General features: G+C 56.8%; 21 protein-coding genes. 7 read left to right on the forward strand and 14 right to left on the reverse strand.

What is annotated here, in order from left to right:
* Positions 1 to 118 precede the first annotated feature (118 nt).
* Together HKD42_RS10630 and HKD42_RS10635 are read right to left on the reverse strand one after the other, a co-directional pair.
* The gene (locus tag HKD42_RS10630; protein WP_170013175.1) at positions 119 to 424 is read right to left on the reverse strand and encodes an integration host factor subunit beta; all 306 of its coding nucleotides are present in this window, start codon (positions 422 to 424) and stop codon (positions 119 to 121) included.
* A 153-nt stretch (positions 425 to 577) separates the two neighbouring features.
* Positions 578 to 919 (reverse strand): GntR family transcriptional regulator, encoded by a 342-nt coding sequence (locus tag HKD42_RS10635; protein WP_170013177.1) that lies wholly within the window; start codon positions 917 to 919, stop codon positions 578 to 580.
* A 208-nt stretch (positions 920 to 1,127) separates the two neighbouring features.
* Between HKD42_RS10635 and HKD42_RS10640 the strand changes: the two genes are divergently transcribed.
* From HKD42_RS10640 to HKD42_RS10655, 4 genes are all read left to right on the forward strand, one after another.
* Positions 1,128 to 2,771: a peptide MFS transporter gene (locus tag HKD42_RS10640; protein WP_246236975.1), complete on the forward strand. Its 1,644-nt coding sequence runs from the start codon at positions 1,128 to 1,130 to the stop codon at positions 2,769 to 2,771.
* A 52-nt stretch (positions 2,772 to 2,823) separates the two neighbouring features.
* Complete coding sequence (locus HKD42_RS10645) at positions 2,824 to 4,200, forward strand: amidohydrolase (protein WP_170013179.1); 1,377 nt, start codon at positions 2,824 to 2,826, stop codon at positions 4,198 to 4,200.
* Positions 4,197 to 5,501, forward strand: coding sequence for an amidohydrolase family protein (locus HKD42_RS10650; RefSeq protein WP_170013181.1), 1,305 nt, complete (start codon positions 4,197 to 4,199; stop codon positions 5,499 to 5,501). Before HKD42_RS10645 ends, HKD42_RS10650 begins: the two co-directional genes overlap by 4 nt.
* A gap of 172 nt (positions 5,502 to 5,673) precedes the next feature.
* Entirely contained in the window at positions 5,674 to 6,357 is a 684-nt protein-coding gene (locus tag HKD42_RS10655) for an NnrU family protein (protein WP_170013183.1), read from the forward strand.
* Here the strand turns inward: HKD42_RS10655 and HKD42_RS10660 are convergent.
* From HKD42_RS10660 to rpe, 9 genes are all read right to left on the reverse strand, one after another.
* On the reverse strand, positions 6,354 to 7,151 hold the full coding sequence (locus HKD42_RS10660; RefSeq protein ID WP_170013185.1) for a crotonase/enoyl-CoA hydratase family protein: 798 nt from the start codon (positions 7,149 to 7,151) through the stop codon (positions 6,354 to 6,356). The two genes, HKD42_RS10655 and HKD42_RS10660, sit on opposite strands and share 4 nt — an antisense overlap.
* 40 nt (positions 7,152 to 7,191) lie before the next feature.
* Positions 7,192 to 7,977 (reverse strand): alpha/beta hydrolase, encoded by a 786-nt coding sequence (locus HKD42_RS10665; protein WP_170013187.1) that lies wholly within the window; start codon positions 7,975 to 7,977, stop codon positions 7,192 to 7,194.
* Positions 7,978 to 7,990: 13 nt separating this feature from the next.
* Positions 7,991 to 9,913 carry a 1-deoxy-D-xylulose-5-phosphate synthase gene (gene dxs, locus HKD42_RS10670; protein WP_170013189.1) on the reverse strand — a complete coding sequence of 641 codons (1,923 nt, stop codon included), beginning with the start codon at positions 9,911 to 9,913 and terminating at the stop codon, positions 7,991 to 7,993.
* A gap of 80 nt (positions 9,914 to 9,993) precedes the next feature.
* Positions 9,994 to 10,458, reverse strand: coding sequence for a Fur family transcriptional regulator (locus HKD42_RS10675; RefSeq protein ID WP_170013191.1), 465 nt, complete (start codon positions 10,456 to 10,458; stop codon positions 9,994 to 9,996).
* 54 nt (positions 10,459 to 10,512) lie between these two features.
* A complete protein-coding gene (msrA, locus tag HKD42_RS10680; RefSeq protein WP_170013193.1) occupies positions 10,513 to 11,205 on the reverse strand; it encodes a peptide-methionine (S)-S-oxide reductase MsrA in 693 nt (230 codons plus the stop codon).
* Positions 11,202 to 11,339, reverse strand: a complete 138-nt coding sequence (locus HKD42_RS10685; protein WP_170013195.1) for a hypothetical protein — start codon at positions 11,337 to 11,339, stop codon at positions 11,202 to 11,204. The genes msrA and HKD42_RS10685 overlap by 4 nt, the downstream gene beginning before the upstream one ends.
* A gap of 143 nt (positions 11,340 to 11,482) precedes the next feature.
* Positions 11,483 to 13,072: a bifunctional phosphoribosylaminoimidazolecarboxamide formyltransferase/IMP cyclohydrolase gene (gene purH, locus HKD42_RS10690; RefSeq protein ID WP_170013197.1), complete on the reverse strand. Its 1,590-nt coding sequence runs from the start codon at positions 13,070 to 13,072 to the stop codon at positions 11,483 to 11,485.
* Positions 13,073 to 13,079: 7 nt separating this feature from the next.
* Positions 13,080 to 14,966, reverse strand: coding sequence for a heparinase II/III family protein (locus HKD42_RS10695; RefSeq protein ID WP_170013198.1), 1,887 nt, complete (start codon positions 14,964 to 14,966; stop codon positions 13,080 to 13,082).
* Positions 14,966 to 15,628 carry a ribulose-phosphate 3-epimerase gene (rpe, locus tag HKD42_RS10700; RefSeq protein ID WP_170013200.1) on the reverse strand — a complete coding sequence of 221 codons (663 nt, stop codon included), beginning with the start codon at positions 15,626 to 15,628 and terminating at the stop codon, positions 14,966 to 14,968. Before rpe ends, HKD42_RS10695 begins: the two co-directional genes overlap by 1 nt.
* A gap of 292 nt (positions 15,629 to 15,920) precedes the next feature.
* Between rpe and HKD42_RS10705 the strand changes: the two genes are divergently transcribed.
* On the forward strand, positions 15,921 to 16,364 hold the full coding sequence (locus tag HKD42_RS10705; RefSeq protein ID WP_246236977.1) for a DUF2141 domain-containing protein: 444 nt from the start codon (positions 15,921 to 15,923) through the stop codon (positions 16,362 to 16,364).
* Between the two features lie 6 nt (positions 16,365 to 16,370).
* On the opposite strand, the gene HKD42_RS10710 is transcribed toward HKD42_RS10705, so the two are convergent.
* On the reverse strand, positions 16,371 to 17,264 hold the full coding sequence (locus HKD42_RS10710; RefSeq protein WP_170013203.1) for a hypothetical protein: 894 nt from the start codon (positions 17,262 to 17,264) through the stop codon (positions 16,371 to 16,373).
* On the reverse strand, positions 17,261 to 18,256 hold the full coding sequence (locus HKD42_RS10715; RefSeq protein ID WP_170013204.1) for a diacylglycerol kinase family protein: 996 nt from the start codon (positions 18,254 to 18,256) through the stop codon (positions 17,261 to 17,263). Before HKD42_RS10715 ends, HKD42_RS10710 begins: the two co-directional genes overlap by 4 nt.
* Positions 18,257 to 18,351: 95 nt before the next feature.
* On the opposite strand from HKD42_RS10715, the gene HKD42_RS10720 reads away from it, so the two are divergent.
* Both HKD42_RS10720 and HKD42_RS10725 read left to right on the forward strand, forming a co-directional pair.
* Complete coding sequence (locus tag HKD42_RS10720; RefSeq protein ID WP_170013206.1) at positions 18,352 to 19,548, forward strand: M20 metallopeptidase family protein; 1,197 nt, start codon at positions 18,352 to 18,354, stop codon at positions 19,546 to 19,548.
* Positions 19,549 to 19,654: 106 nt separating this feature from the next.
* Positions 19,655 to 21,211, forward strand: a complete 1,557-nt coding sequence (locus HKD42_RS10725; protein WP_170013207.1) for a long-chain-fatty-acid--CoA ligase — start codon at positions 19,655 to 19,657, stop codon at positions 21,209 to 21,211.
* A gap of 90 nt (positions 21,212 to 21,301) precedes the next feature.
* On the opposite strand, the gene HKD42_RS10730 is transcribed toward HKD42_RS10725, so the two are convergent.
* Positions 21,302 to 24,604 (reverse strand): FG-GAP-like repeat-containing protein, encoded by a 3,303-nt coding sequence (locus HKD42_RS10730; protein ID WP_170013209.1) that lies wholly within the window; start codon positions 24,602 to 24,604, stop codon positions 21,302 to 21,304.
* Positions 24,605 to 24,792 lie beyond the last annotated feature (188 nt).

Consider the following 24,792-nt stretch of genomic DNA (forward strand, 5'->3'; position numbering starts at 1 on the left):
TCGGGCAGACCCGCATTTGACTGCGTGGAAATTCCCCTAACGGCTCAAATCGAAAAGGCCAATCGCTCCATGCGAAAAAAGCAGATGGAGTCTGTCTTTTGGCCAACCTGTAGGCCGGTTAGCGGTTTAAACGCTCACGCATTTCCTTGCCGGGTTTGAAATAGGGCACCCGTTTAGAGGGTACTTCAACCGTTTCACCAGTGCGCGGGTTGCGGCCTGTGCGCGGTTCTCTTTCGCGGGTGGAAAACGCACCAAAGCCGCGCAGCTCCACGCGGCCGCCCTCGGCAAGGCGCTTCGTAATCTCGTCAAAAAAGACGTCCACAACCTGCTCGATCTCTTCGCTTCGCAGATCTGGATTGTCCTTGGCCAAAGCCTGCAACAATTCGGACCGTATCATCTCTTTCTCCTCAATTCTTCCCCGCATATACACGCAAGAAAATGCCGCGATTAAACGGCAAAGGGCCCCCACAGACCATTCATCCCGGAATTTACAATGCCAGAGAGTAGCTTCCCGCGCAATCGGCGCACGCACGGTTTGGTGAAATTGAGTCGTTACAGGCTCAGAAACGCCCCAAAATTAGACAGATTCGAGCAATTCGCGCGTGGAAATGCCCAAACGGTCCATCCGTGAGCGAATTTCCGGCCATTCTTCGCGCAAAAATTGCGCTCGCTCTGTGGCGCGCAGCTTATCGGCGGCACCGGCAACAACATACATCCCCACGCCGCGCTGCACTTCGACCAAACCATCGGTCTGAAATTGCTGATAGGCTTTGGCGACCGTCAACGGGTTGGCGCCTTGCGCCGCCGCAAAGGCCCGAACTGATGGCAGCATTGCGCCCTCCGCATACTCACCTTCAATGATAGCTGCCGCGATTTGATCGCGCAGCTTCAAATATACCGGGCGGGATTGCTGGGTCATGGTTGCTTCCTTACCTGCTTTTTCAAGCGCTTGGTGCCTCAGTGACATAATACACTGCGCCGCGTCAAGTTCCCCGAAATATCCCGGATTTGCAGTTTCATGTGAAACTAGCTCTTCCCATGAAAAATTCTGGCGTTAGTGTGCCGCCTTTCGGCCCCTCTGTTGGGAGCATGGGCCAGACAAGATAAATTGAGGGGGGCGCACGCCCATGCATGAGCTTATTTTCACGTTCGATTCAGCGTTTGAAATGTGGACGTTCTGGATCGCAGTAGTGGCACTCGCAGTGTTTCTGTTTGGCGGGTCTTACATCGTCACACGTCCGCAGCCGGAATTTGCAGGCCATCCAAAGGGTCTGTTCCTTCTGTTCCTTGCAGAAATGTGGGAGCGTTTTTCGTACTACGGAATGCGCGCCCTGCTCATTTTTTACCTTGTCCAGCATTGGATGTTTTCAGATTCCGAAGCCTCGGTAATCTACGGCGCTTACACGGCGCTGGTCTATATCACTCCGGTAGTTGGCGGCTATCTGGCTGACCGTTATTTGGGGCAGCGCAAAGCTGTTGTCTTCGGCGCGGTATTGCTCACCTTTGGTCACTTCTTCATGGCGTTTGAAGGTGACGGCGGACAAGCTGATCCATTTATCAATGTGTTCTGGTTGGCGTTGGCGCTGATTATCGTTGGTTCGGGTTTCCTGAAGGCCAACATTTCGGTCATCGTCGGGCAGCTGTATTCGCGCACCGATATCCGCCGTGATCCTGCCTATACCATTTTCTACATGGGTATTAACGTCGGCGCGGCGACCGCATCGATCATTTGCGGCTTCCTTGGTCAAACATATGGCTGGGAATACGGCTTCGGTCTGGCCGGCTTCGGTATGCTGATCGGCCTGGTGTTCTTCGTGCTCGGCAAACCCCTGCTGATGGGCAAGGGTGAACCCAAAGATCCGGCCAAAATTGCAGGCGGGAAAGAATGGGGCATTTACGGCGCTGGCCTGGCCATGGTTCTGCTATGCTGGACTGCCATCCAATTCCAAGAATTGGTCGGTATCGTGCTGGGTATCTTCGGCGGCGGCCTGGTGCTCTATGTGCTGTTCACTGCTGTCACAAAGCTGGCCCCGGAAGAACGTGACCGTATTTTCGCGGCGATGTTCCTGATCCTCACTTCGATCGTATTCTGGGCTCTGTTCGAGCAAGCAGGCTCATCACTGAACCTGTTTACCGACCGGCACGTTGAAACTGGCGGCGTGAATGCGTCGATGTTCCAGTCGATCAATGCGATCTATATCGTCTTGCTGGCACCAGTGTTCGCCATGATGTGGCAGAGCTTGGCCCGTAAAGGAGCCGAGCCTTCGACACCGATGAAATTCGGCCTCGCCATTATTCAGGTTGGTCTTGGTTTCCTCGTACTCGTCTGGGGTGCGGAATCGGTTGGCGTGAATGTGCCGACACCGGTGATCTTCATCTTCCTGATCTACCTGCTCCATACAACTGGCGAGCTGTGCCTTAGCCCTGTCGGCCTCAGCGCCATGAACCGGCTCGCACCGGCGCATATGGCGTCGCTGATCATGGGAACATGGTTCTTTGCATCGGCACTCGGCAACTTCGCTGCCGGACTGATTGCATCGGCAACAGGCGGTGAAGGCGTCGGAGAAGAGGCTGGCAAGCAGCTTGTGCTCGATGTGTACGGGACCGTTGGCTGGTACGCTGTCGGTATTGGTGTGGCCGTCATGGTCATCAGCCCGCTGGTCAAGAAGCTGATGCATCTGGATACGCTGGCCGATGATACTTTGGCCGGTGCAGCCGAAGCCGGATTGGAAGCGCAAGAAGGCGGCGTTCATCCCGCCACTAAAGCGTAACTGACAAAACCTGATCAGATCGGGTGACTAATAATGGTTGGAGAATAAAGTGATGCGCTACCGTGCCTTGACCATATTGGGGGGCGCGGTGGCGCTCGCTGCGTGTTCCGCCTCGGGCCAGTCGAAGCCCGCAAGCGCATCGGATGCGCCCGCACCGCAGGCCGAAACGCCTTATGCGTCGACCTATCAAGCCTATCCCTCGGCCGAGACTCTGATCATTCCGGTGTCCGTATTTGACGGCGCAGGCGGCGGCTGGGACAATGGCTGGGTCCATATGAAAGACGGCAAGATTGCTGCTGTTGGCGGCCCCACGTCGCGTCCGCCAGAGGTAGACAATGTCGTCGACGGCACCGGCAAGGTTGTTACGCCCGGCATTATCGACATTCACAGCCACCTTGGCGACTATCCGACACCGTCGGTCCAAGCCCATGCAGACGGTAATGAAGCAACCAGCCCGACGACACCCGAAGTCTGGGCCGAACACTCCATTTGGCCGCAGGATCCGGGCTTTAGCAGAGCGATGGCCAATGGCGGCATCACGTCACTGCAAATTCTGCCCGGCTCCGCCAACCTGATGGGCGGGCGCACGGTCACGCTTAAAAATGTACCCAGCCGGACAGTCCAAGGGATGAAGTTCCCCGGTGCGCCGCATGGCATGAAAATGGCCTGCGGGGAAAACCCCAAACGCGTCTATGGCGGCAAGGGGAGGATGCCATCCACCCGTATGGGTAACTTTGCGGTAAACCGGCAAACATGGATTGATGCCCAGCAATATGCCGACGGCGACCGCAAAAATCGCGATCTCGCAAATGAGACGCTCGCCGGTGTTCTGGATGGCGAGATCCAGATCCACAATCACTGTTACCGGGCCGATGAAATGGCGTTGGTGATCGATATGGCCAAGGAATTTGGCTATACCGTCAGCACATTCCACCATGCGGTTGAAAGCTACAAGATTGGTGATCTGCTACGCGAAAATGATGTGTGCTCTGCGGTTTGGGCCGATTGGTATGGCTTCAAGATGGAAAGCTATGACGGGATACCGGAAAACGCGGCTCTGATCCAACAGGCCGGTGCCTGCGTAGTTATCCATTCGGACGATGAGAACGGTATCCAGCGACTCAATCAGGAAGCCGCCAAAGCGCAAGCGGCAGGCAAACGGATCGGGATCGACATTAGCGATGCCGACGTCATTTCCTGGATCACTCTCAATGCAGCAAAAGCCATGGGTATTGACGACCAAACCGGCAGTTTGACAGCGGGTAAAATGGCCGATGTGGTGTTGTGGAACGGCGATCCGCTCAGCGTCTATTCCCGGCCTGAAAAAGTCTGGGTCGATGGTGCATTGCTGTATGATGCAAACGATCCCAAACGGCGACCGGTTAGTGATTTTGAGCTCGGCCAACCGGGCGAAGGAGACGTGAAATGAAGGCGTTTCTGAAACTTGCAGCGGCGACGCTTGCCCTTGCTTTGCCAACGGCCGTATCGGCACAAGACGTGACCATCACTAACGCCAAACTAGCAATCGGCGATGGCAGCGATCCGATTGATGATGGCATGGTGATTGTCAGAAATGGCACGATCGTTTTCGCCGGAACTGCGGCGAATGCTCCTGCTGGCAGGCAGTCCGGCACAATGGTTGACGCGCGGGGGCAATGGGTATCGCCCGGCATCTTTATGCCGCTGACCAATCTGGGTCTGTGGGACGTTGGCGCGGTGAGCGAAAGCAACGATATCCGCGCCGGTGACAGCCTGTTCGGGGCCGCGCTGGATGCCTCGACAGCGGTCAATTATGCCTCTCAACATATCGCAGTGAGCCGCGCTGGCGGCGTTACACGGGCGACGATTTCGACGGGTCCGAGCGGATCGATCTTTGCCGGACAAGGGGCGGCAATCGATCTGGGCGCAGACCCGGATGCCATTGTCGCGGCAAAATCTTTCCAGCTGGTACTGCTTGGGGAAACTGGTGCCCGGCTAGCCGGTGGCAGCCGGGTTGCAGCCTATGCTGAATTCGCCAATGCCCTGCACGAGGCGAAAGCCTACGCAGCCGGCAATTGGAACGCAGAGGCGAGCTTACTCACCCGCGCGGATGCGGCGGCTTTGGTCAGTGTAATTGGCGGCAGCCAGAAGCTGTACGTTCATGTTGAACGCGCGGCGGACATTCGCGCCGTGCTGGCACTTCGGTCAACCTATCCCAAACTCGATATGGTCCTTGTCGGGGTCAGCGAAGGCTGGATTGTGGCAGATGCAATCGCCGCATCGGGCGTTCCCGTTATCGCTGACCCGTTGGACAATCTGCCCGCGAATTTTGAAGAGCTGGGTGCGACCCAGAGCAATGTCGGCCGGATGGTCGATGCGGGCGTGACAGTCGCGCTGGGCGGATTGTCCGGCGGGATCACCGGGCCGCGCACAGCCCCGCAATTTGCAGGCAATTTGGTGGCTCTGTCCAAAGTGCCGGGCGCCTCTGGTCTGACATGGGGCGAGGCCTTGGCAAGCATCACGTCCATACCCGCAGAGATTTCCGGTTTTGGCGGAAAATACGGCGTGCTGAAAGCTGGCGCTGCGGCGGATGTTGTGATCTGGGATGGTGACCCGTTGGAAGTATCCAGCGCGCCAACCAAAGTGTTTATCGACGGGATCGAACAACCGCTTACCAACCACCAGACACGGTTGCGCGACCGGTATAAAGACCTTGATGAAAGCGACTTGCCCAAAGCGTATGATTGGTAGGTACAGCGCCAACTGGAGCGAAGGCGGGGATAAGCGGGGTCCAACCCGCTCCCGCCGCCCAAGGCACTGTAATCCGCACCGGCCAAGTAACACTCAAACGGTAACCGCATATTGGATATGAGTTGCATTTAGGGACCTAGTGTGCTTTCTCCTGCCAAGGGAGAGAAACATCATGGATCAAGCACTCATCTCGCTACTCGCCGCCAGCATCGCGCTGGTCGGCACGCACTTTGCCATGTCGCATCCGCTACGCGCGCAACTGGTCGGTGCGTTGGGGCAAAGCGGCTTTATGGGTGTATATTCGCTTGTCAGCCTGGGCTGTATCGTCTGGATGTATTTCGCCTTTACCGCAGTGGAGCCCGCCGCGCCCCCTTTGTGGGCAGGGTTCGATACTGTCAGCTGGGGAATTGCCAGTGCGCTAACGCTGATCGCGATGGTTCTATATGCCGGATCAATGAGCGGCAATCCGGCCTTGCCTGCGCCGGGGGCTGAGGAGGCGGCACAGGCTGATCCGAAAGGTGTCTTTGCAGTCACCCGCCACCCGATGATGTGGGGCTTTGCCCTTTGGGCGGCCGCGCATATCATCGCCGCGCCCACCGCGCGCACTTTGATCGTGGCCACAACAGTCCTGTTCTTGGCGCTCGTCGGTGCTCACATGCAGGACCGGAAGAAACGCACATTGATGGGCGATGCGTGGGCTGGTTGGGAAGCCAAAACCAGCTATTGGCCGCATTGGACCAAGATAATTGGCGCTGGCGTCATGCCGTGGTCCATTGGCGTTGTGTTGTGGCTGGCCTTCAGCTGGGCACATATCCCGTTGAGCGGTTATGACGCAGGCATTTGGCGCTGGTTTTAACGCCCTTTGAAAACGCCCGCGCGCTTTTCCAGCAGCGCATCGATGCCTTCGATGTGATCTTCGGTATGATGCATCAAAGCCTGAGTGTTGGCGGCCATTTCCAACGCCGTATCATAGGAAATAGAACGGCCTTGCCTGAGCAGGTTCTTGGTTTGGCGAAGTGAATGCGGCGGCATGGCGGCAATTTTCGCCGCCATCGCGCCTGCTTCATCCATCAGCCGGTCGCTCTCAATAACACGGCTGACAAGCCCCCATTCGGCAGCCGTGCCAGCATCAATCACATCGCCGGTATAAAACAGCTCCGCCGCACGCGCTTCACCGATCACTCGCGGCAAAATCCACGTTCCGCCATCACCGGGGATGATCCCCAGTTTGAGAAAGGTGACGCCAAATTTGGCACGATCAGAAGCGATCCGGATATCCCCCAAACAGGCCAGATCACACCCCAGCCCTATCGCCGGCCCATTAATCGCTGCGATCAACGGGACCTGCAAACCATAAAGCCCGCGCAAGATCCGGTGGATGTTGGTACGATATCCATTGGCGATATCAATCGGCGCGCCGCCGAAATTCCCGGTCCGTTCGCGCATTGCCTTCACATCGCCGCCCGCCGAAAACGCCCGGCCCGCGCCGGTTAAGATAACGCACCGAACATCGGTGTCCGCATTGATTGCGTTGCACGCCGCCTCAAATTCCGCGCCATCACCGTCCGCCCCCAGCGCATTCATACTATCAGGCCGGTCGAGCGTTAGGGTGGTCACGTGATTGGCGGTCGTCACAGTCAGCAAAGACATTTTTGGGCTCCGTTCATTGACAGGGTGCCACGCTAGGCGATCACAGCCCGGCAAGCCACTCCACTTGTGCAGCCTGCACCGCGGGGGTGAAAATCAAATTGTGGCCCTCGCCTGCAAACAATTGAAAATCCGCCCGCGCAGTCTCGGCTGCCAAAGCCTGCCCCTGCTGGTAGGGGATCAGCTCATCCGCAGAACCGTGCAGCACCAGAATGGGCGCGTTGACATCACCGATCTTGGCGTGGCTGTCATATTGGTCACGGATCAGCAGCCGGACGGGCAGCCACCACAGCACATCAGCCGCAACATCGGGCAAGCTGGTAAAGGGCGCTGTCAGCAGCAGCGCTTTAGGCGTAATCTCTGTGGCGAGCTGCACGGCTGTGCCAGTACCGATCGAATTGCCCATCAAGATGGTGTCGCTCTCGGCAATCTGTCGCTCGCGCAGAAACGCCAAGGCAGCGCGGCCATCGGCATAGAAACCGTCTTCTGACGGGCTGCCAGCATTACCGCCATATCCGCGATATTCCACCAGCAGCAAACCATATCCCGCAACGGCAATCTGTTCGGTTGCCACCAAGCTGCCATACAATGTCCCGCCATTGCCGTGGAAATAGACAGCGGTCGGCTGGCCCGCAGAGGCAGGGCGGTAAAATGACCGTAACTCTATGCCGTCCGAGGTCGTCAGCACGACCTCTTCAAAGCCAGCGGGCAGCGGAGAAATCATGTCGGGCGCGGGGTAAATCAGCTGTGTTTGCTGCGAGTAGAGGAACCCGGTGACTGCGATATACACAGCTCCGCACAGCAATCCGATCCCGATCAACCAACGCATGGGTAGGCTTGGCTTAGGCCCGCGCCTCTTCAACGCCCGCACTATTGTGACGCAGCGCCTTCAGCACGGCATCAACAATATGCGGAGCGTTCAAGCCCGCTTCGTCATATTGTTTGTCCGGTGCGTCATGATCCTGGAATAGGTCCGGCAAACGCAATGTGCGGATTTTCAAACCGCTATCGGTCAGTCCGTTATCGCTGGCGAAGGTCAACACATGCGCGCCAAGCCCGCCAATGGCGGCTTCTTCAACTGTGACCACAACTTCATGTGTCCGCATCAAACGTTCGATCATATCGGTGTCGAGCGGCTTAGCGAAGCGCAGATCGGCCACTGTGGTCGACAGACCCTTAGCCTCCAAATCATCAGCAGCTTTCAGGCTTTCTGCCAAACGCGTGCCCAGCGACAGCAGCGCAACCTTGGTCCCTTCGCGGACGATACGGCCCTTGCCAATCTCCAGCTTTTGCGGTGTTTCGGGAAGGTCGACGCCTACCCCCGCACCGCGTGGATAGCGCAGTGCAATCGGGCCATCATCATATTCCGCAGCCGTGTAGGTCATATGGACCAGTTCCGCCTCGTCAGCGGCTGCCATCACCACAAAATTGGGCAGCGTCGCCAGATAGGTGACGTCAAATGAACCTGCATGGGTCGCACCATCAGCGCCGACCAATCCAGCGCGGTCGATTGCGAAACGGACCGGCAAATTCTGAATCGCGACGTCATGGACGATTTGGTCATAGGCGCGTTGAAGAAACGTTGAATAGATGGCGGCAAATGGCCGCATCCCTTGCGCGGCCAAACCAGCCGCAAACGTGACGCCGTGCTGTTCTGCGATACCGACATCGAACGACCGTTCAGGGTGCGCTTGCGCGAATTTGTCTACACCTGTGCCCGATGGCATCGCCGCGGTAATCGCACAGATCCGCTTATCCGTCTCCGCCAGCTTGGCCAGCGTTTCGCCAAACACATTCTGATAGTTTGGCGGCCCGCCCGATGATTTCTTTTGCTTGCCGGTGATGACGTCAAACTTAGCGACACCGTGATATTTATCGGCGCTGCTTTCGGCGGGTTCATACCCCTTGCCCTTTGTCGTCACCACGTGGATCAGCACAGGGCCTTCATCAGCATCACGCACATTTTCCAGCACTGGGATCAAATGATCCAGATTGTGCCCGTCAATTGGCCCGACATAATAGAAGCCCAGTTCTTCAAACAACGTGCCGCCGGTGACCATGCCGCGGGTATATTCTTCTGCCTTGCCAACCGCCTTGTGGGCGCGGCGTGACAGTTTCGACATCGCTTTGGAGGCGAGGCTGCGAAGCCCCATATATTCGCTCGATGAGACCATTCTGGCGAGATACGCGCTGAGGCCGCCAACCGGCGGTGCGATCGACATGTCATTATCATTCAGAATAACCACCAGCCGGTTGCCCGCCTGTTCAGCATTATTCATCGCTTCATAGGCCATGCCCGCGCTCATCGCGCCATCCCCAATGACCGCAATGCCTTTTCCCGGCTTGTCATTCAGCTTGTTGGCAATCGCAAAGCCCAGACCCGCAGAAATGGAGGTAGACGAGTGCGCCGCCCCGAACGGATCATATTCGCTTTCACTACGCTTGGTGAAACCGCTGAGCCCGCCGCCTTGGCGCAACGTCCGGATCCGGTCGCGGCGGCCGGTGAGGATTTTGTGAGGATAGGCCTGGTGGCCAACATCCCAGATCAACCGGTCGTCGGGCGTGTTGAAAACGTAATGGATCGCGACAGTCAATTCGACCACGCCGAGACCTGACCCCAAATGCCCGCCGGTCGATCCGACTGCGGAGATCATCTCCGCCCGCAATTCGTCCGACAATTGGCGGAGCTGCTCCGGCTTCAGTTTACGCAGATCGAGCGGTGTATCCACCGTGTCGAGAAGGGGGGTATCAGGCTTTACAGACATACCGGGGTGGTAGCTGGCCCTGAACCGCTTGTCGATTCAGACTAACACCGAATGCCGTCAGTTTTTTCGCGGAAGTACATTTAGTTGCAGCTGGCGCAAATGCCCCGGATCTCGATCACCGGCCGGCGGGCAGCAAAGTTACGCTGCTCTGCAATGGCTCGCACAGTCCGGGACACGTCATCGCTATCGACGTGAGTCGCTTCACCGCAATCGTCGCACACCAGGAAAATACAATCATGGGTGCAGCCCGGATGGCTGTTGGCCAAATAGGCGTTTGAACTTTCCACACGCAGCGCGAGATTGTTGGTCACGAACAAATCCAGAATTCGGTAAACGCTGTTCGGTGCGACCCGCTTGCCCCGTTTGGCAGACAAATTATCCGCGATATCATAGGCCGAGGCAGGCTTTTCGTGGCGCGCCAACTCTTCAAAGACATCGGCGCGCATATTCGTCCACTGCTCGCCAGCGGCGATCAAAGACGCGCTGGCTGCATCCATCAAACTGTCGCCGGAATGCTCTTGGTGAGAATGATTGTGCTTGCCCATGCTGTAGACATAGCGTGTCTCAGCCCCAGTTTCCAGCACCTGCCCAATCTTGGCTTAGTTACGGATAAAGGTGCTGCGGTAATGGGAAGGATACATGGCCTTCAAAGCCGCCACTTTTGGCTTGTCCCACCGGACAATATATCCGTGCCGTGGGTTTTTGACCATAAAGTCCTGGTGGTACGTTTCCGCCTTGTAGAACTTCTTATAGGCTTCAATCTCGGTCACAATCGGGCTGCTCCATTTTCCCGAAGCCTGCATTTGCTTCAAGTAAGCAGCCGCGACCTTGCGTTGCTCAGCGCTCAACGGAACCAAGGCGGCGCGGTACTGGCTGCCTCGATCGGGCCCTTGCCGATTGCGCAAAGTCGGATCAGCAGTCACCGAAAAGAAGATCTGCAGAAGCTGGTCATAGCGGACGATTTTGGGATCATAGACCACGCGCACTGCCTCGGCGTGACCGGTGACGCCGGTATTGGTTTTCTCGTAAGTCGCGGTTGCTGCATTGCCGCCATGATATCCCGAAACAGCACTTTTTACGCCTTTGACGTGGCTGAAGACTGCCTCGACACCCCAAAAGCAGCCGCCCGCGAAAACCGCCGTTTTCAGGCCGTTACCTTCATTGGCAAAACGCTTCGCCGCCGGTGCAGCGACAGGGCGCTCAAGCGCCGCAGCAGATTGACTATAGGCCGGAATTACAATCGCTGACGCGATAGCCAACGGAACCATTGCCGCGAGGAAATGCCGTTTCATCGGATCACCGCCGCTACCGCTTCGGGTACCAATTGCGACCCAAGATCAGGACTGATCTGGAAAGCGACGATCAATCCACCCAAGACAAATCCCAGGGCGAAATTGCGGGTCAAATCAGATTTCAATAAGCTCATGGCGTGTCATCTTCACATCTAATATCTTGCAAAGCAGCTATAATTCCATCGGCTGACCGGTGGGTGAACGCTTTGTTGTTACTAGGATGTACGTTGAGGGAGCCGGAAAGGTTTCACTTGGTCGGCATTGGCGCCAAATAAATCTAGTGGCGGAAGTGCCGCATTCCCGTGAGCACCATTGCCAGACCCGCATCATTGGCCGCCGCAATCACTTCATCATCACGCATCGAACCGCCCGGCTGAATAATCGCAGTGGCGCCCGCCTCTGCCGCTGCCAGCAAGCCATCGGCAAAAGGGAAAAACGCATCAGAAGCAACCGCACTGCCAACCGCGCGGGAGGCGGCCCATTGGTATTTTTCCGCGGCTTCCGCCGCCTTCATCGCAGCAATGCGAGAGCTATCGCGCCGGTTCATCTGGCCCGCGCCAATGCCCGCCGTGGCGCCGTCTTTGGCATAGACAATCGCATTGGATTTCACATGGCGCGCCACCGTCCATGCGAACAGACAGTCCTTCAATTCCTGCTCCGTCGGCTGACGCTCCGTCACCACTTTCAGATCCGCTTCGGTAATCGCGCCATTGTCGCGCGATTGAACCAGCAGGCCGCCAGTAATGGGCTTGATCGCCAGACCGCCGCGGCGCGGATCGGGCAAGTCGCCTGTCACCAGAAGCCGCAGATTCTTCTTCTTCGCAAAGGCCTCGCGTGCTTCATCGCTAACTGATGGGGCAATCACGACTTCGGTAAAGATCGCGCAAATCGCCTCGGCAGTCGGGCCGTCCAGCGGAACATTGACCGCAACGATGCCGCCAAAGGCGGACACACTGTCACAGGCCAGCGCCTCTTCCCACGCTTCCAGCAAACTGGCGCGCTGTGCCACACCGCAAGGGTTGGCGTGTTTGACAATCACCACCGCAGGGTCGCCGCCCGCAAATTCCGCGCACAGTTCCAGCGCGGCATCGGCATCATTGTAATTATTGTAGCTCAGGGCTTTGCCTTGCAGCTGTTCGGCCTGAGCAATGCCTTGCGCATGCGGGCCAACCGGCGTGTACAGCGCCGCGTTCTGATGCGGGTTTTCACCATAGCGCAGCTCAACCGGAGCCTTGCCGTTCACCGCCAGCATATCGGGGAACATTTGCCCCTGATCGGCAAAGGCAAACCACTGGCTGATCATCGAATCATACGCGGCGGTGGCGGCAAAAGCTTTGGCCGCCATTTGCTTACGGAAACCGAGTGACGTCGCGCCGTCTTGCCCATCCAATTCTGCCGTCAATGTGGTGTAATCCGCAGGGTCAGTCACAATGGTGACGAATTGGTGGTTCTTCGCCGCAGAACGCACCATGCTCGGTCCGCCAATATCGATATTCTCGATGATGTCAGGCCGTTCTGCACCGCGCATAACGGTGGCTTCAAACGGATAAAGATTGACCACCACCAGATCAATGGCGCCAATCGCGTGTTGTTCCATAGCCGCGAAATGCTCCGGATTGTCGCGCACCGCCAGCAAACCGCCATGCACCATCGGGTGCAATGTCTTGACCCGGCCATCCATCATTTCCGGAAATCCGGTTAGGTCGGACACATCTTTGACCGTCAATCCCGCATCACGCAAAGCCTTGGCGGTTCCGCCGGTAGAAACCAGCTCAACACCGCGTTGTGCCAAGGATTGGCCAAGCTCTACCAAACCGCTTTTGTCGGACACTGACAGCAGGGCCCGTTTGATAGTCACGTCATTCATTGGAAAATTATCCCATTTTCTTAAGCAGCCAGGAGAAACTTGCTCCGCCGCGCGATGTCATTCCTTGGATCACCAATTGCTGGATCGGTTGCGGGCGCCCGCCGCCATCAACCCACATGCTTTCTTCTATAGACAATGTGCCGCCGCCATCTGTGGCTGCCAAACGGAACTGCCAATAACTGCCGTCGGGCAATGCCAGGCCCGCGCCCTTTTTGTCTTCCGACAGACCCAATTCGATACCCGGCCCGATGTGAAAACGGATCGCAAAGCCGATCTTGCCGCGCTTACCCTTTTTGCCGGCCGGCGTGAGAAGATCTTCACCGCGCAATTCACTGCCATCCTCGCGCATGATCAGCACCCGCTGGTGGGTGAGGCCAAAGCGGGCTGCATATCCATCATGGCTGGCAGCAATACGCGTGGCCAACCCCTGGCCGAGCCGCAGCGCCTTGCGGTCCACTTCCACTTCGGCAACGCCCGCGCCCAGCTTGCCATTGATGTGGACGGCGGTGGAATTTGCATCCTCTAATGTCAGCGTAGAATGGGCTGCCGTCGCGCGCAGACCTTGTTCGATCCGCGCCGGAACTTGGCCGCCGGCAAATGCCGCTCCGCCGCAATTGACGATGATCCTTTGCCCGCCAGCACACAATTCAAATGCCAATGTCGACGCGCAGCCTGCCCGCGCATGACGCGACAAAGGCGGCGGTGCCGCATCAAATTGCAATGTCGTTTTGTTGCCGGCAATGCGCTGATAGCCCCATTGGCGGACGTCTTTAAGCGGGCGGGTCCGTACACCGCTGGCCTCGATCAATCCGGCCAGCTTGCTTGCACGCACGGCACCTGCGCCTTGCCACCCGCCCAGCGCGCCATCGGCATGGACCAAAGTCAGCAAGGGCGGGACCAATAGATCAAGCATTGTGCCCAATGCCTCTGGCGGATCCAGTTCGCGGGCGCGGTAGCAAGCAGAAACATCGATCAGCAGACCAATCGCATCCATCTGCGCCAGCGGGCTACGCGACAATACGCCGCCATCATCTGCCACCAGATCACCCAAAGCGCGGATAAGACCGGCTTCACCGAACAACCGGCGCGGATGGCCTTCAGGTAGCAGCAGACCGGCAGCGGTAATGCCGCACCAGCCAGCCACTTCGCCCAGCCGATCATCAGCCTTGCTGACATTACGGTCGAGCCACCGCGCTGTCTCCGCAATCGCTTCTATTGTCCGGGTACGCTGATGCGGCTTATTACCGGATAAGATCAACGGCGCGTGGACCAACCAGTTAAGCAGCCGGTGACCAACCAGCTCGACATTCCACGGCGCACCTTTGGCTGGTTTTTCATTGGCATTCAGCCATTCGGTCATCACCCGCTCGGCTGTTTGCGTGCATTGTTCACGGGGGGCAGAAGCGGATAGATCGCGCAGCCATGCGAACCCGTGAACAGACCGTTCAAATGGCGGCGTCAGCCGGGCCTTGGCCGAAAAATCCATCTGTGTGATCGGCGCTTTCACACCGTGCACAAGAAAATGCCCTGCGCGCAGAGCCACACCGGCAGCCCGGTCACCGGGCAGCGGGGAGTTTACAGTGGCCAGCAAGCGCGGCTTCGCAGGTTTCGAGAAAGGCGATGTCAGCGTAGAGGCAGGGACGCCCAACCGGTAAGCCAACCGAATTAGCTTCTCGCCCGCACCGATCGAAGGTGGCGCAAAATCCGCAATCGCCAGCGCGCGCCCGGGCTCCAGCGTTTCGCGCTTGGCTGTTTGCGCATCTTCTGCGTCTATGACCAACGCATCTGAAGCATCATCACTGAGCGGGATCGCTGAACTATTGTCAGCAGAATTATCAGTATCGCCTGCAGGCGCAGACCCCCGGTTCAGTTCTGAAGCCGCAGCATCAACCATCAGGCAGCGCCCTTCAGCGCCGCGATATTGGCCGCATACTGGGTCGGACCACCTTTGAACGTGGCAGATCCGGCAACCAAAACGTCGGCGCCGGCGTCAACACATTGCCGTGCTGTTTCGGCGTTCACGCCGCCATCGACTTCCAAGTGGATATCACGGCCCGTTGCATCAATCATCCGGCGAATAGCCTCGACTTTACGCAATTGGCTGGAGATAAAGCTCTGCCCGCCAAATCCGGGGTTAACACTCATCACCAGAACCAAATCGATATCATCAATCAAATATTGAAGCGCAGATTCTGGCGTGGCCGGGTTGAGGGACACTCCGGCCTTCTTGCCCAGGTTCTTGATCGCCTGAACCGTGCGGTGCGTATGCGCGCCAGCTTCTGGATGAACTGTAATAATATCGGCACCGGCATTCGCGAATGCTTCCAGATACGCGTCAACCGGGCTGATCATCAGATGGACATCGAACGTCTTTTCTGTATGCGGCCGCAGCGCCTTCACAACATCAGGGCCGATTGTAATGTTGGGGACATAATGTCCGTCCATCACATCGACATGGACCCAATCCGCCCCCGCAGCATCGATTGCGCGCACCTCTTCGCCCAGCCGCGAAAAATCGGCAGATAAAATGGAGGGTGAAATCAGCGGCTGGGCCATAAAAGCGCCTCGTTGCGAATAATTTCTGGGCGTAGGAGTCGAGCACCGCCCCCACAAGCTGGGGATAGGTGTTTTTCCACATCGCACCGCCTTACAAGCCAGCAAAACGGGCAAATCCGGTTCAATTCAGCCCAAATTCAGGGGAACTCTGGCATATGCGTGTCATATCGAGGCGTGATATTGCGCCGATCGCACATTAGCGTGGCTCTAAAATGGCCAACAGAATAATAGGGTAATCATGACAGGCTTAAAATTGCTCAGAACCGGGGCCACACTCCTTGCGGCGGGTAGCATGGCCGTATCCGTCCCTGCATGGGGACAATACCGTCAAACAATCAGTAACAACCTCAGCAATTGCAGTGCATCGTCTGGCCCAGCCGTTAAAGTAACGGTTCGCGGCATCGAGACATCAACCGGCAATATGCGGGTTCAAAGTTATCGCGGTGTAAAAGCAGATTGGCTGAAAAGCGGCCGCTGGATCAACCGTATTCAAACATCTGCCCGCGCGGGGACGATGACCTTTTGTATGCCGGTGCCAGCGGCAGGGGTATATGGGATCGCTGTTCGCCATGACAAAAATGGCAACGGCAAAACCGACCTCAGCAGTGATGGCGGCGGTATGTCCAACAACCCCAGCATCAACATCTTCAACCTGGGCAAGCCAAGCTACAAAAAAACACGCTTTACCGTTGGCGAAGGCGTTACGTCGATCACAATCAATATGAAATATATGTAAGCCGCGTCAGTTGCGGCGGCGCTTGGCCTTCCAGACGCTGAACAGAACGGCAGGGGCGGCCAGAACGGGATGTTTCTCCCGCCACGGAGTGATTTCAACCGGCACCCCCGTGTGGCGCTCTATTTTCCATCCGGCATAGCGAGCCGCACCTTCAAACGTGGTGCTGGCCTTGAGCAAGCGGATGACATTAAGCGGCTTGCCCCATCGGCGTTTGCTGCGCCACCGGCGCAGGATCTGGCCTTTTTCTCCGCCGCGCCAATCCACCGATAACGCACCGCCAGCTTCGCGGAACTCTATACCCGCGTGCCGCCAAGCCAGCGGCAGCAACCCGTCAAAATGATCCCGATTAAGCGACAAAATCGAGTCTTCACGCCCCGATTTTTCGACCCGGAATTCCGCCTTGTACGTTTCCTGAAACAACGCCCGCCAAAAATCGCTTTCCGAACCGGATTGGGGGCCCAGCGCGGCAGCAAAACGCGCGGCGGTCCCTGCTGCGGCCTCGATAGCGGCAACAATTTGCTGTTTGGCACTTTCATCGCACCGCCAAACCAACCCGCTCGGCTGGACAAAGCGCGCCCAAATGGTGGTGTCCCGCAGCATACCCGATGCAGCATCATGGAACAGACTGATGGGCATTGTCGCCACCTTGGCTCTTAGCGTAGTGCCCTGATAATCCCATTCATGATAGCTGACGCGCGGCCAGATCCGGTCGAGCTGCGGGCCGGGCGTTAGCAAATAGAAATCCAATACGCCTTCCAGCTCACCGGTCCGAAGGTTGGATCCATAAAACAGCGCCCCGACTGCGCCAGCCTTCCGGGCCAGCACCTCTGCAAAAGCGGCAACAGCCGGATCAACTGACCGATCGAGCTGCCGTTCGACCCGCTGGGTTAACGCCATCATTTGGGAACGACGAAGGACAATTCTGGCCCTTTGGATACAGCATACCGGCCTTGCGGGTATGCCTCCCCGTCCAGGATGAATTCGTCTTCAATCGTCAATACATATTGATCAGTAGAAACGAAATGCACCCCGACCTCTGCCAACCACGGGGGGTTCCAACCCGCCAAAATGAGCGGCAGCAACGCCATCATCCTGCGGCGTGGGTGGTCAACCACCGCGATCTTAAGGCCCGCTTTCTCAGGCCCGAACAGCTTGATGCCAACCGGAAATTTCTCAAGCGTGGAAGACATCATAACGAACCGACGCGCCGCTTCGCCGTAAGTACTGCGGGCAAACACAGCGCGTTCCGCCCCTAGCTCCAGCTTGATACCAACGCCGCGCCGCCAAACATTATCATCGCCGCCGAACAGCCCTTGCAATACGCCCCACGCTGTGGTGGCCCCGACCGCGAAACTGTTGAATGCCCCCATCCGGTGGGCTTCCTGCCCCGCACGTACGCCAAGAGTGAAACCACCAGCACCCAAGATAAAGCCAAGACGCGGCTGCGCACTGCCATCTGCCGCCTGCACTTTCATTGTGTGGCGTTTGATGCGTTTACCATCAGCAAGCGATCCGATCGCTTCTGCCAAATTCCAGTCAGCCGGCGCGCCAAGATCAACATTCAGCGCGTTCGTCTTACCCTTTGGCAGCACGGCCACTTCCGGCCAGTCATCACCAAACACAGCATAGCCGCAAGTGAGCACATCGCGCACGGTCCCGTCGCCGCCATTGATGATCAGATATTCAATATTCTCGCGCGCGAAAAGATGCAGCGCCGCGGTAATATCATCGCGTGTCGCCGGTTGTTCGACCAACACATTGCCCGACGCAACGCAGTCCAGATCACGGCCCTGATTGCGGTGACTGCGCGGATTATAGATAACACCAACCTTCGGGCCGCCATCGGCCAGCAGACCGCCGCAGGGGGGTAAGTTGGATGGTGTCTCGTTCATGATGACGCCGCTTTAGCCGCAACTCAGAATATTTCACTAGGCTTTTTGGCACATTATGGGGCGACGATCGCCAATCATGCGGTTATCTTTGCCTGATGCTGACACCTGATCTCCTCGAAACCGCCCGTGGCCTGTCTGACAAAATCATATCTCTGCGCCGCGATATCCATTCAGAGCCAGAACTTGGCCTGCACACGCCCAAAACCAGCGCCAAGGTGCGGGCTGCGCTGGCCCATCTGCCGCTCAGCTGGCGGGAAGGCGGCTCGACAACTGGCATGGTCGCCACGTTGAAAGGCGCACAGGCCGGGCCGCGCGTGTTGTTGCGCGGCGATATGGATGCCTTGCCGATGCAAGAACATACAGGTCTGGAGTTTGCCTCCACTATAGAAGGCCGGATGCACGCCTGCGGTCATGACACACATACCGCAATGCTGGCGGGCGCTGCAGAGCTACTATGCGCCCGGCAGGACACTTTGGCCGGCGAAGTGCAATTCATGTTCCAGCCGGGCGAGGAAGGGTATCACGGTGCCCGCTTCATGCTCGATGACGGGCTGATTGACCCGCTGCCAGACGCCGCCTTTGCGCTGCATATCATGCCCAATGCCGCCCACGGTGTGATCGCCGGTAAGCCCGGCCCGCTCATGGCGGCAGCAGACCAGTTTGATATCCGGATAACCGGCCAGGGCGGCCATGCATCCATGCCCCATGACACGCGTGATCCGGTGCCTGCCGCGTGTGAAATTGTGGCTGCGATACAGGCTATGGTAACGCGGCGCTTCAACGCCAGCGATGCGGTTGTTGTCACCGTTACGCAGCTGAATGCAGGTACAGCACATAACGTCATCCCCGATCATGCGTCATTGAGCGGGACGATACGCACGCTTTCGCCGGAAAACCGCAGTGAGGTGCAAAAACTGATGCGCCAAGTCGCCACCGGCATTGCAGATGCGCACGGTCTTTCAGCGGATATCACCATTACCGAAGGGTTCCCGGTAACGATCTGCGACGCCCGCGCGGTCGCGATCGGGCAGGCCGTTACAGAAGCGACACTGGGCGTCCATGCTTGGCGTAATTTACCCGCACCGATCATGGGCGCGGAAGATTTCGCCTATCTGCTGGAAAAAGTGCCCGGCGCCATGTTCTTTCTGGGCGTTGCGCCAGAGGGGGACAATTGGGCCTCATGTTGCGGAATCCATTCGCCCCGAATGCATGTTGATGAAACAGCGTTGCCCCACGGGACGGCAATTCTGGCTGGCTGCGCCATCCATTTTCTAGAGAACGGCTTTACTTGATCCAAGACGCCCTAAGCAGACCGTTTACGGCGGGGCGCGAAACGGACATGATCGCATTCATACGAGCCGAATGATTCGGCCATGAGGATGCTGGAGAAGTAAGTATATGTCCGAAGAGGCAATCTATTACCCGACCTATGGTGAAGCGCTGACGGCCCATGCTGCCGAAATGCCTGATCAAATCGCATTGCGCTTTGGTGACCGGACCACTGATTATAAAACCTATGACCGGCACGCGACCCAGATTGCCAATGGCCTCGCAGCGATGGGCCTGTCTAAAGGTGACCGGATCGCATATTTCGGCAAAAATAGCGACCGTTCGGTAGAACTGGCGATGGGTGCCGCGCGCGCCGGTATCGTCTTCATCCCGATTATTTGGCGGCTGTCCCCCAAAGAAGTCGATTTCATTCTCAATGATTCAGGCGCGAAGATTCTGTTCGTCGAACCGGAATTTGCGGCACAATTGCCCTTTGAAGGCGAAACGATCCAAACAGATGACAGCTTTGACAGTTGGCGCGATGGACAATCAGATGCACCGGTTACCACCGAAGTGGGTGCGCAAGACGCGCTGCTGCAATTGTATACGTCAGGCACCACCGGGCTACCCAAAGGCGTGGTGCTAAGCCATCACAACGGCACCAACCTTCGTCCGTTGATGAAGAAGCACAATATCTATTGGTATTGCGCCGAACGCGGCGAAACGATGATTTTCGCCATGCCCTATGGCCATATCGCCGGTGTCGGCACTGCATTGGGCGCAGTATTGGGCGGGCAGGAACTGATCATCCACCGCGAATTCGACCCCGCCTTGATGATCGCGGATACGCAGAAGTACCAAGTCGCGTGGATCTTCATTGTCCCCGCCGCACTTGGTATCATGTTGGCCCATCCCGATGCCGCCAATGCGGATTTCTCGTCTGTCAAAGGCCTGACATACGGCGCCAGCCCGATCCCGCTCGACATGCTGAAAGAAGGGGTAGAACGCCTCAAATGCGATTTTGCCCAGCTCTACGGTCTGACAGAGACATTCGGCACCGTCATCAGCCTGTCGCCCGGCGATCATAAGCCCGAAAATGTCAAAGGGCGCGAACATGTGATGAAATCTGCGGGTCAGCCAATGCCCGGGGTCGAAGTGCGGATTTTGGATGAGGATTTGAACCCGCTGCCCGCGGGCGAGACAGGTGAGGTCGCCATCAAGAGTGATTGTGTGATGCTCGGCTATTGGAACCGCCCTGAAGAAAACGCAAAAGCTATGATCGGCGATGGCTGGTTCCGTACTGGCGATGCGGGCATGCTTGATGAAGAAGGCTATTTGTACATTCAGGACCGGATCAAAGACATGATCATTTCCGGCGGAGAGAATGTCTATCCGGCAGAGGTTGAAAGCGCAGTCTACGGCCACCCTGATATCGCGGATATTGCCGTGATCGGCATTCCTGATGAAAAATGGGGTGAAGCGGTCAAAGCGGTCGTGGTGGCGAAACCGGGCTCAGGCCTGACAGAACAAGATGTTATCGCTTATGCCAAGGATAATATCGCAGGCTTCAAATGCCCGAAGACTGTCGACTTCATCGACGCGCTACCGCGCAATCCCTCCGGCAAAATCCTGCGGAGAGAATTGCGTGCCCCATATTGGGAAGGCAAAGAGCGCGCTGTCAATTGATGCAAACGGACGCAGGGCGGGCTGGCAACCCGCCCCCATCGGCTTCCTGCTTCCTGCTTCCTGCTTCCGGCTCCCCATAGCCGGTAGAGGTCATTTCTGGCGGCTAATGGTCACTTCTCCGCCCAGCAGGCTGTCGGGCCGAATATCTGTAGTCTCTCCATCACGCCAAACCACTTGAATGAGGGAGACATTCTTTGCGTTACCCAATCCGAAATGCGCGGCGATGGGGTCAAACGACATAAACCCTCCCCCGGCATTGATCGGGCGGGTTTGGCATTTGCCCGGCTGCGGCTGCGTTATGCCGTCAACGCATATAGTCACCCGGGCATCAATACCCATCCGGTTGCCGATACGATCACGCAGGTGAACCCATAATGCCGGGCCGCTGGGTTTTTCATTGCGGTGCACAACTACGGCTTTGCCATCAGGGGGACGTATAACGTCGATGTCACCATCGCGATCGAAATCCAGAGCCGCAAAGCTGTAAGATGGAGTCACATCCGTAAAGCCGAATTGCTCCGTCCGATCAGCGAATGTTCCGCCTTCATTCCGATAGAATACATTGGTCGTGGTTCTGCTGACAGAAAACCACGCACCCGTCATCACCAACAAATCCTGCCAGCCATCCTGATCTAGATCGGTAAAGCGGCTATTCCAGGTCCAGCCAGGGAAATCCACTTGCTGTTCCGGTGCCATATTGGTGAAACTGCCTGCCGCTCCGCCCGTCATCAAAATATTGCCCGCTCTGATGGCTGGCTTATGCAGTCGTTCAATTTCTTCATTGCTCATGGCATCCACCATCGGAAGCTTGAAAGTTTCGCAATAGCGGCCGGCAAACGGCCAGCGTTTAAGCGCGCTACTGCACCGTTCAAAAGCACCTTCGCCTGAAATTCCCTTTTCAAAAAAATCACTATTCTTCGTGGAGCCTAAAAAGTGCCCGATACCGCATAAAGTGGCATCCCGGTCTGACAGAATTTCAGACTGACATAGATTATAAGTGAAGCCAGTCCGAAATGCGCGGATCTGGTCGACCGAGAGCATTTCCGCAGCGCATTGGCGAACACGGTCATTCGCCCAACCAAAGTCTCGCCCAAATTGTTGGCAGACCTTCAGGATACGCCCTTCTCCGCGAACACTGGTTCTTTGCTCGCTGCCGTGTGGTTCGGAGATTTGTCCGCCATAATAATCCGGGATCAGGTCGTTATTCCAGTCACCCTCGTCATAGCTCATGCTGGTTTGTACAAAGTAGGGAAACGGCTGTAGCGATTTATCAGAACGCGTTCGACCATCGGGTGAGAAAAAGACAAACTGATCGGTGGCTTTGAAATCATCGCCCTTCAGATAATCGGGTCGCCCATCGCGGTTCACATCAGTCACCAATCCAGTCAACGTTTGCCCAATTGATCCAGCGACGCTTTCCGCCCTAAAATTACCGTCTCCGTCATTCCAAACAATCCTGTTGGCGGTGGTGGATGGCTGCAAACGGGCCCATCCTTCTTTTCCCTGACGAGAAGCCCACTCACCCAGCAAGATGTCGAGCCAACCATCTCCGTCAATATCAGAAAATGACACGGCCATAGTGGTCGTCGATGCAGGACCAGGAACATGGATCATACTATCCTGATCGAACTGTCCCGATCTATTGGTGAAGATGTATAGGCCATCCCAAAAACTCGTCACAATAAGGTCAAGCCAGCCATCATTATCAAGGTCGGCAAATGCTGTGTTGGCAATCTGAAGTTCGCCTACTGGCCCCAGATCAAGTTCCTGCCGCTCGTATTTTCCGCCAATATTGGCATAAAGAGATAGCCCTCGGGCACCCAATGGGCGGCGGAAAACGATATCTGTCCAGCCATCATTGTGAATGTCCCCCGCCGCTATCCCGCCAACCATCATGCTGGGTGCAAATTCGTGAAGCGGAGTTTGGGTTCCGATATCGTCAAAACCAAGTTGCGCCCCAGGGACACGATCAAAGGGTAACCCACCTTCACTGCGGCCTGTCACATTTCCAGAGCCAAGCTGCGCGAACTTCGCCGTTATAGTACTGCCTTCGCTGGTTGAATAGCCGATGGGCAATGGTGTGCTTTCGATCGCTTGCGACCCTATCCCCGGCGACAATGCTTCAAGATCGGCGGCCTTTGGCAGGGCCGGTAAAGCCGGCATATCAAAACCTGCGCGACTTTCGATGAAAGCCGTGGTGCGCTGGGCTTGCAGTCTCATTTCGAGCGGCTGGGTTTTCATGGCGATTACCCCCCCGATCATTGCCAATGCGATTGTCGCCGCCCAAAGGCTGAGCGCGGTCCGCAGCGATACGGCCCGCCATAGAATAATGAACGCATATACGCTGAAAGAGCCAAGCGCGATGAGAACCGCCGTGCTGTAGAAAGACGCAAGGCCAATACCCATCAGAACAATCGTCAAAATGACGTCCAAAGCTATCGGTGCCGGCACAAAGCTGGCAACAATCGCAATCGCCAGCATCGCCAGTAAGACGGGAATGGCACCTGATCTCGGCAATGCATTGACCAAAGACGCGCTGTCAAAATCCATCGCGACAACGGCGCCCATCATGGCCGCGAGAAACATCATCGGAACGGTAATCAAGCCAATGAAAAACAGATTTCGCAAATAATTGCGAGCAAACCATATCAGCGATCCCACCAGACCATCCGGTGCTTGCTGATGTATGTCAGACCCCAGTGACTTGCCAATCCAGGCAGTCAGGCCGCGCGTCTCTGAAACCTTCGCCAGATTGGAGACGCCGTCCTTGGTGAGCTGCGTCTCTTCCACCAGCACATATCGGCATAGCAAAGGGACAATCAACAAAACCAGCAGCACCGTCAGGATAAGCTTGGTCAATGCAATGTGAAGCGGAAGCAGTGTGAAGCTCATCGTCACCACAATGATATTAAGCGTTGGCGACGCAATCAGCGCGGATAATGTGGTTTCCAGCCGCATTCGGCCAGCATGAAGCCCCAAGGCAATCGGCGCTGCACAATTGACACAGACACCAAGCGGCGCACCGATCACCGCCCCTAAGGCCGCATTGGCAAAGCCGTTTTCAAAGGAGCGGGTCTTCACCAAAGAAAGCAGGGTAAGCGCTACGGCGCCAAACAGAACGCCAAAGGTCATACCTTTGACGTTTGTTGCAATCCAATTGCCGGTATTTGCGACGAAGCTCCACCACCGCGGACTATCGGGAAGAATATCAAAAACAATCTCGAAGGACAGGCCAGACAAAGGCGTATCTCCGCCCATGATCGCTTTTTCGTCAAGCGCAGGATATCTGGAACCAAGCCAGAATGTCAGCACCAGTCCGATCAACACCGCAAGTGCGATCAGCGTTCTGTAATCACCACCACGGCGAAGGGATGGAAAGCCAATTTTACCCATGCCAGACAACGCTATCACCCCTGATATCCGTCAAAGTTTCTCGATTCCCGCGACGATTTTACAGGAGCCAACCTGTACCCAATTGCCTGACCTGAGAACTCTCCACAAGAGCCAGCCGGCCGCAAAGTAGCAAAGCGTGCGAATAGAATACAAAAAAGAGCCCGCTAACTTTGCCATTGTTCTGTTGT

Origin of the sequence: Pontixanthobacter rizhaonensis, assembly GCF_012972675.1 — a bacterium.
GTDB classification, from domain to species: Bacteria; Pseudomonadota; Alphaproteobacteria; order Sphingomonadales; family Sphingomonadaceae; genus Pontixanthobacter; species Pontixanthobacter rizhaonensis.

What these genes read in the sequence shown, in the direction of transcription:
- HKD42_RS10630 (WP_170013175.1), bottom strand. Translation starts at nt 424, where the DNA reads ATGCGGGGAAGAATTGAGGAGAAAGAGATGATACGGTCCGAATTGTTG.
- HKD42_RS10635 (WP_170013177.1), bottom strand. Translation starts at nt 919, where the DNA reads ATGACCCAGCAATCCCGCCCGGTATATTTGAAGCTGCGCGATCAAATC.
- HKD42_RS10640 (WP_246236975.1), top strand. Translation starts at nt 1,128, where the DNA reads ATGCATGAGCTTATTTTCACGTTCGATTCAGCGTTTGAAATGTGGACG.
- HKD42_RS10645 (WP_170013179.1), top strand. Translation starts at nt 2,824, where the DNA reads ATGCGCTACCGTGCCTTGACCATATTGGGGGGCGCGGTGGCGCTCGCT.
- HKD42_RS10650 (WP_170013181.1), top strand. Translation starts at nt 4,197, where the DNA reads ATGAAGGCGTTTCTGAAACTTGCAGCGGCGACGCTTGCCCTTGCTTTG.
- HKD42_RS10655 (WP_170013183.1), top strand. Translation starts at nt 5,674, where the DNA reads ATGGATCAAGCACTCATCTCGCTACTCGCCGCCAGCATCGCGCTGGTC.
- HKD42_RS10660 (WP_170013185.1), bottom strand. Translation starts at nt 7,151, where the DNA reads ATGTCTTTGCTGACTGTGACGACCGCCAATCACGTGACCACCCTAACG.
- HKD42_RS10665 (WP_170013187.1), bottom strand. Translation starts at nt 7,977, where the DNA reads ATGCGTTGGTTGATCGGGATCGGATTGCTGTGCGGAGCTGTGTATATC.
- dxs (WP_170013189.1), bottom strand. Translation starts at nt 9,913, where the DNA reads ATGTCTGTAAAGCCTGATACCCCCCTTCTCGACACGGTGGATACACCG.
- HKD42_RS10675 (WP_170013191.1), bottom strand. Translation starts at nt 10,458, where the DNA reads ATGGGCAAGCACAATCATTCTCACCAAGAGCATTCCGGCGACAGTTTG.
- msrA (WP_170013193.1), bottom strand. Translation starts at nt 11,205, where the DNA reads ATGAAACGGCATTTCCTCGCGGCAATGGTTCCGTTGGCTATCGCGTCA.
- HKD42_RS10685 (WP_170013195.1), bottom strand. Translation starts at nt 11,339, where the DNA reads ATGAGCTTATTGAAATCTGATTTGACCCGCAATTTCGCCCTGGGATTT.
- purH (WP_170013197.1), bottom strand. Translation starts at nt 13,072, where the DNA reads ATGAATGACGTGACTATCAAACGGGCCCTGCTGTCAGTGTCCGACAAA.
- HKD42_RS10695 (WP_170013198.1), bottom strand. Translation starts at nt 14,966, where the DNA reads ATGGTTGATGCTGCGGCTTCAGAACTGAACCGGGGGTCTGCGCCTGCA.
- rpe (WP_170013200.1), bottom strand. Translation starts at nt 15,628, where the DNA reads ATGGCCCAGCCGCTGATTTCACCCTCCATTTTATCTGCCGATTTTTCG.
- HKD42_RS10705 (WP_246236977.1), top strand. Translation starts at nt 15,921, where the DNA reads ATGGCCGTATCCGTCCCTGCATGGGGACAATACCGTCAAACAATCAGT.
- HKD42_RS10710 (WP_170013203.1), bottom strand. Translation starts at nt 17,264, where the DNA reads ATGATGGCGTTAACCCAGCGGGTCGAACGGCAGCTCGATCGGTCAGTT.
- HKD42_RS10715 (WP_170013204.1), bottom strand. Translation starts at nt 18,256, where the DNA reads ATGAACGAGACACCATCCAACTTACCCCCCTGCGGCGGTCTGCTGGCC.
- HKD42_RS10720 (WP_170013206.1), top strand. Translation starts at nt 18,352, where the DNA reads ATGCTGACACCTGATCTCCTCGAAACCGCCCGTGGCCTGTCTGACAAA.
- HKD42_RS10725 (WP_170013207.1), top strand. Translation starts at nt 19,655, where the DNA reads ATGTCCGAAGAGGCAATCTATTACCCGACCTATGGTGAAGCGCTGACG.
- HKD42_RS10730 (WP_170013209.1), bottom strand. Translation starts at nt 24,604, where the DNA reads ATGGGTAAAATTGGCTTTCCATCCCTTCGCCGTGGTGGTGATTACAGA.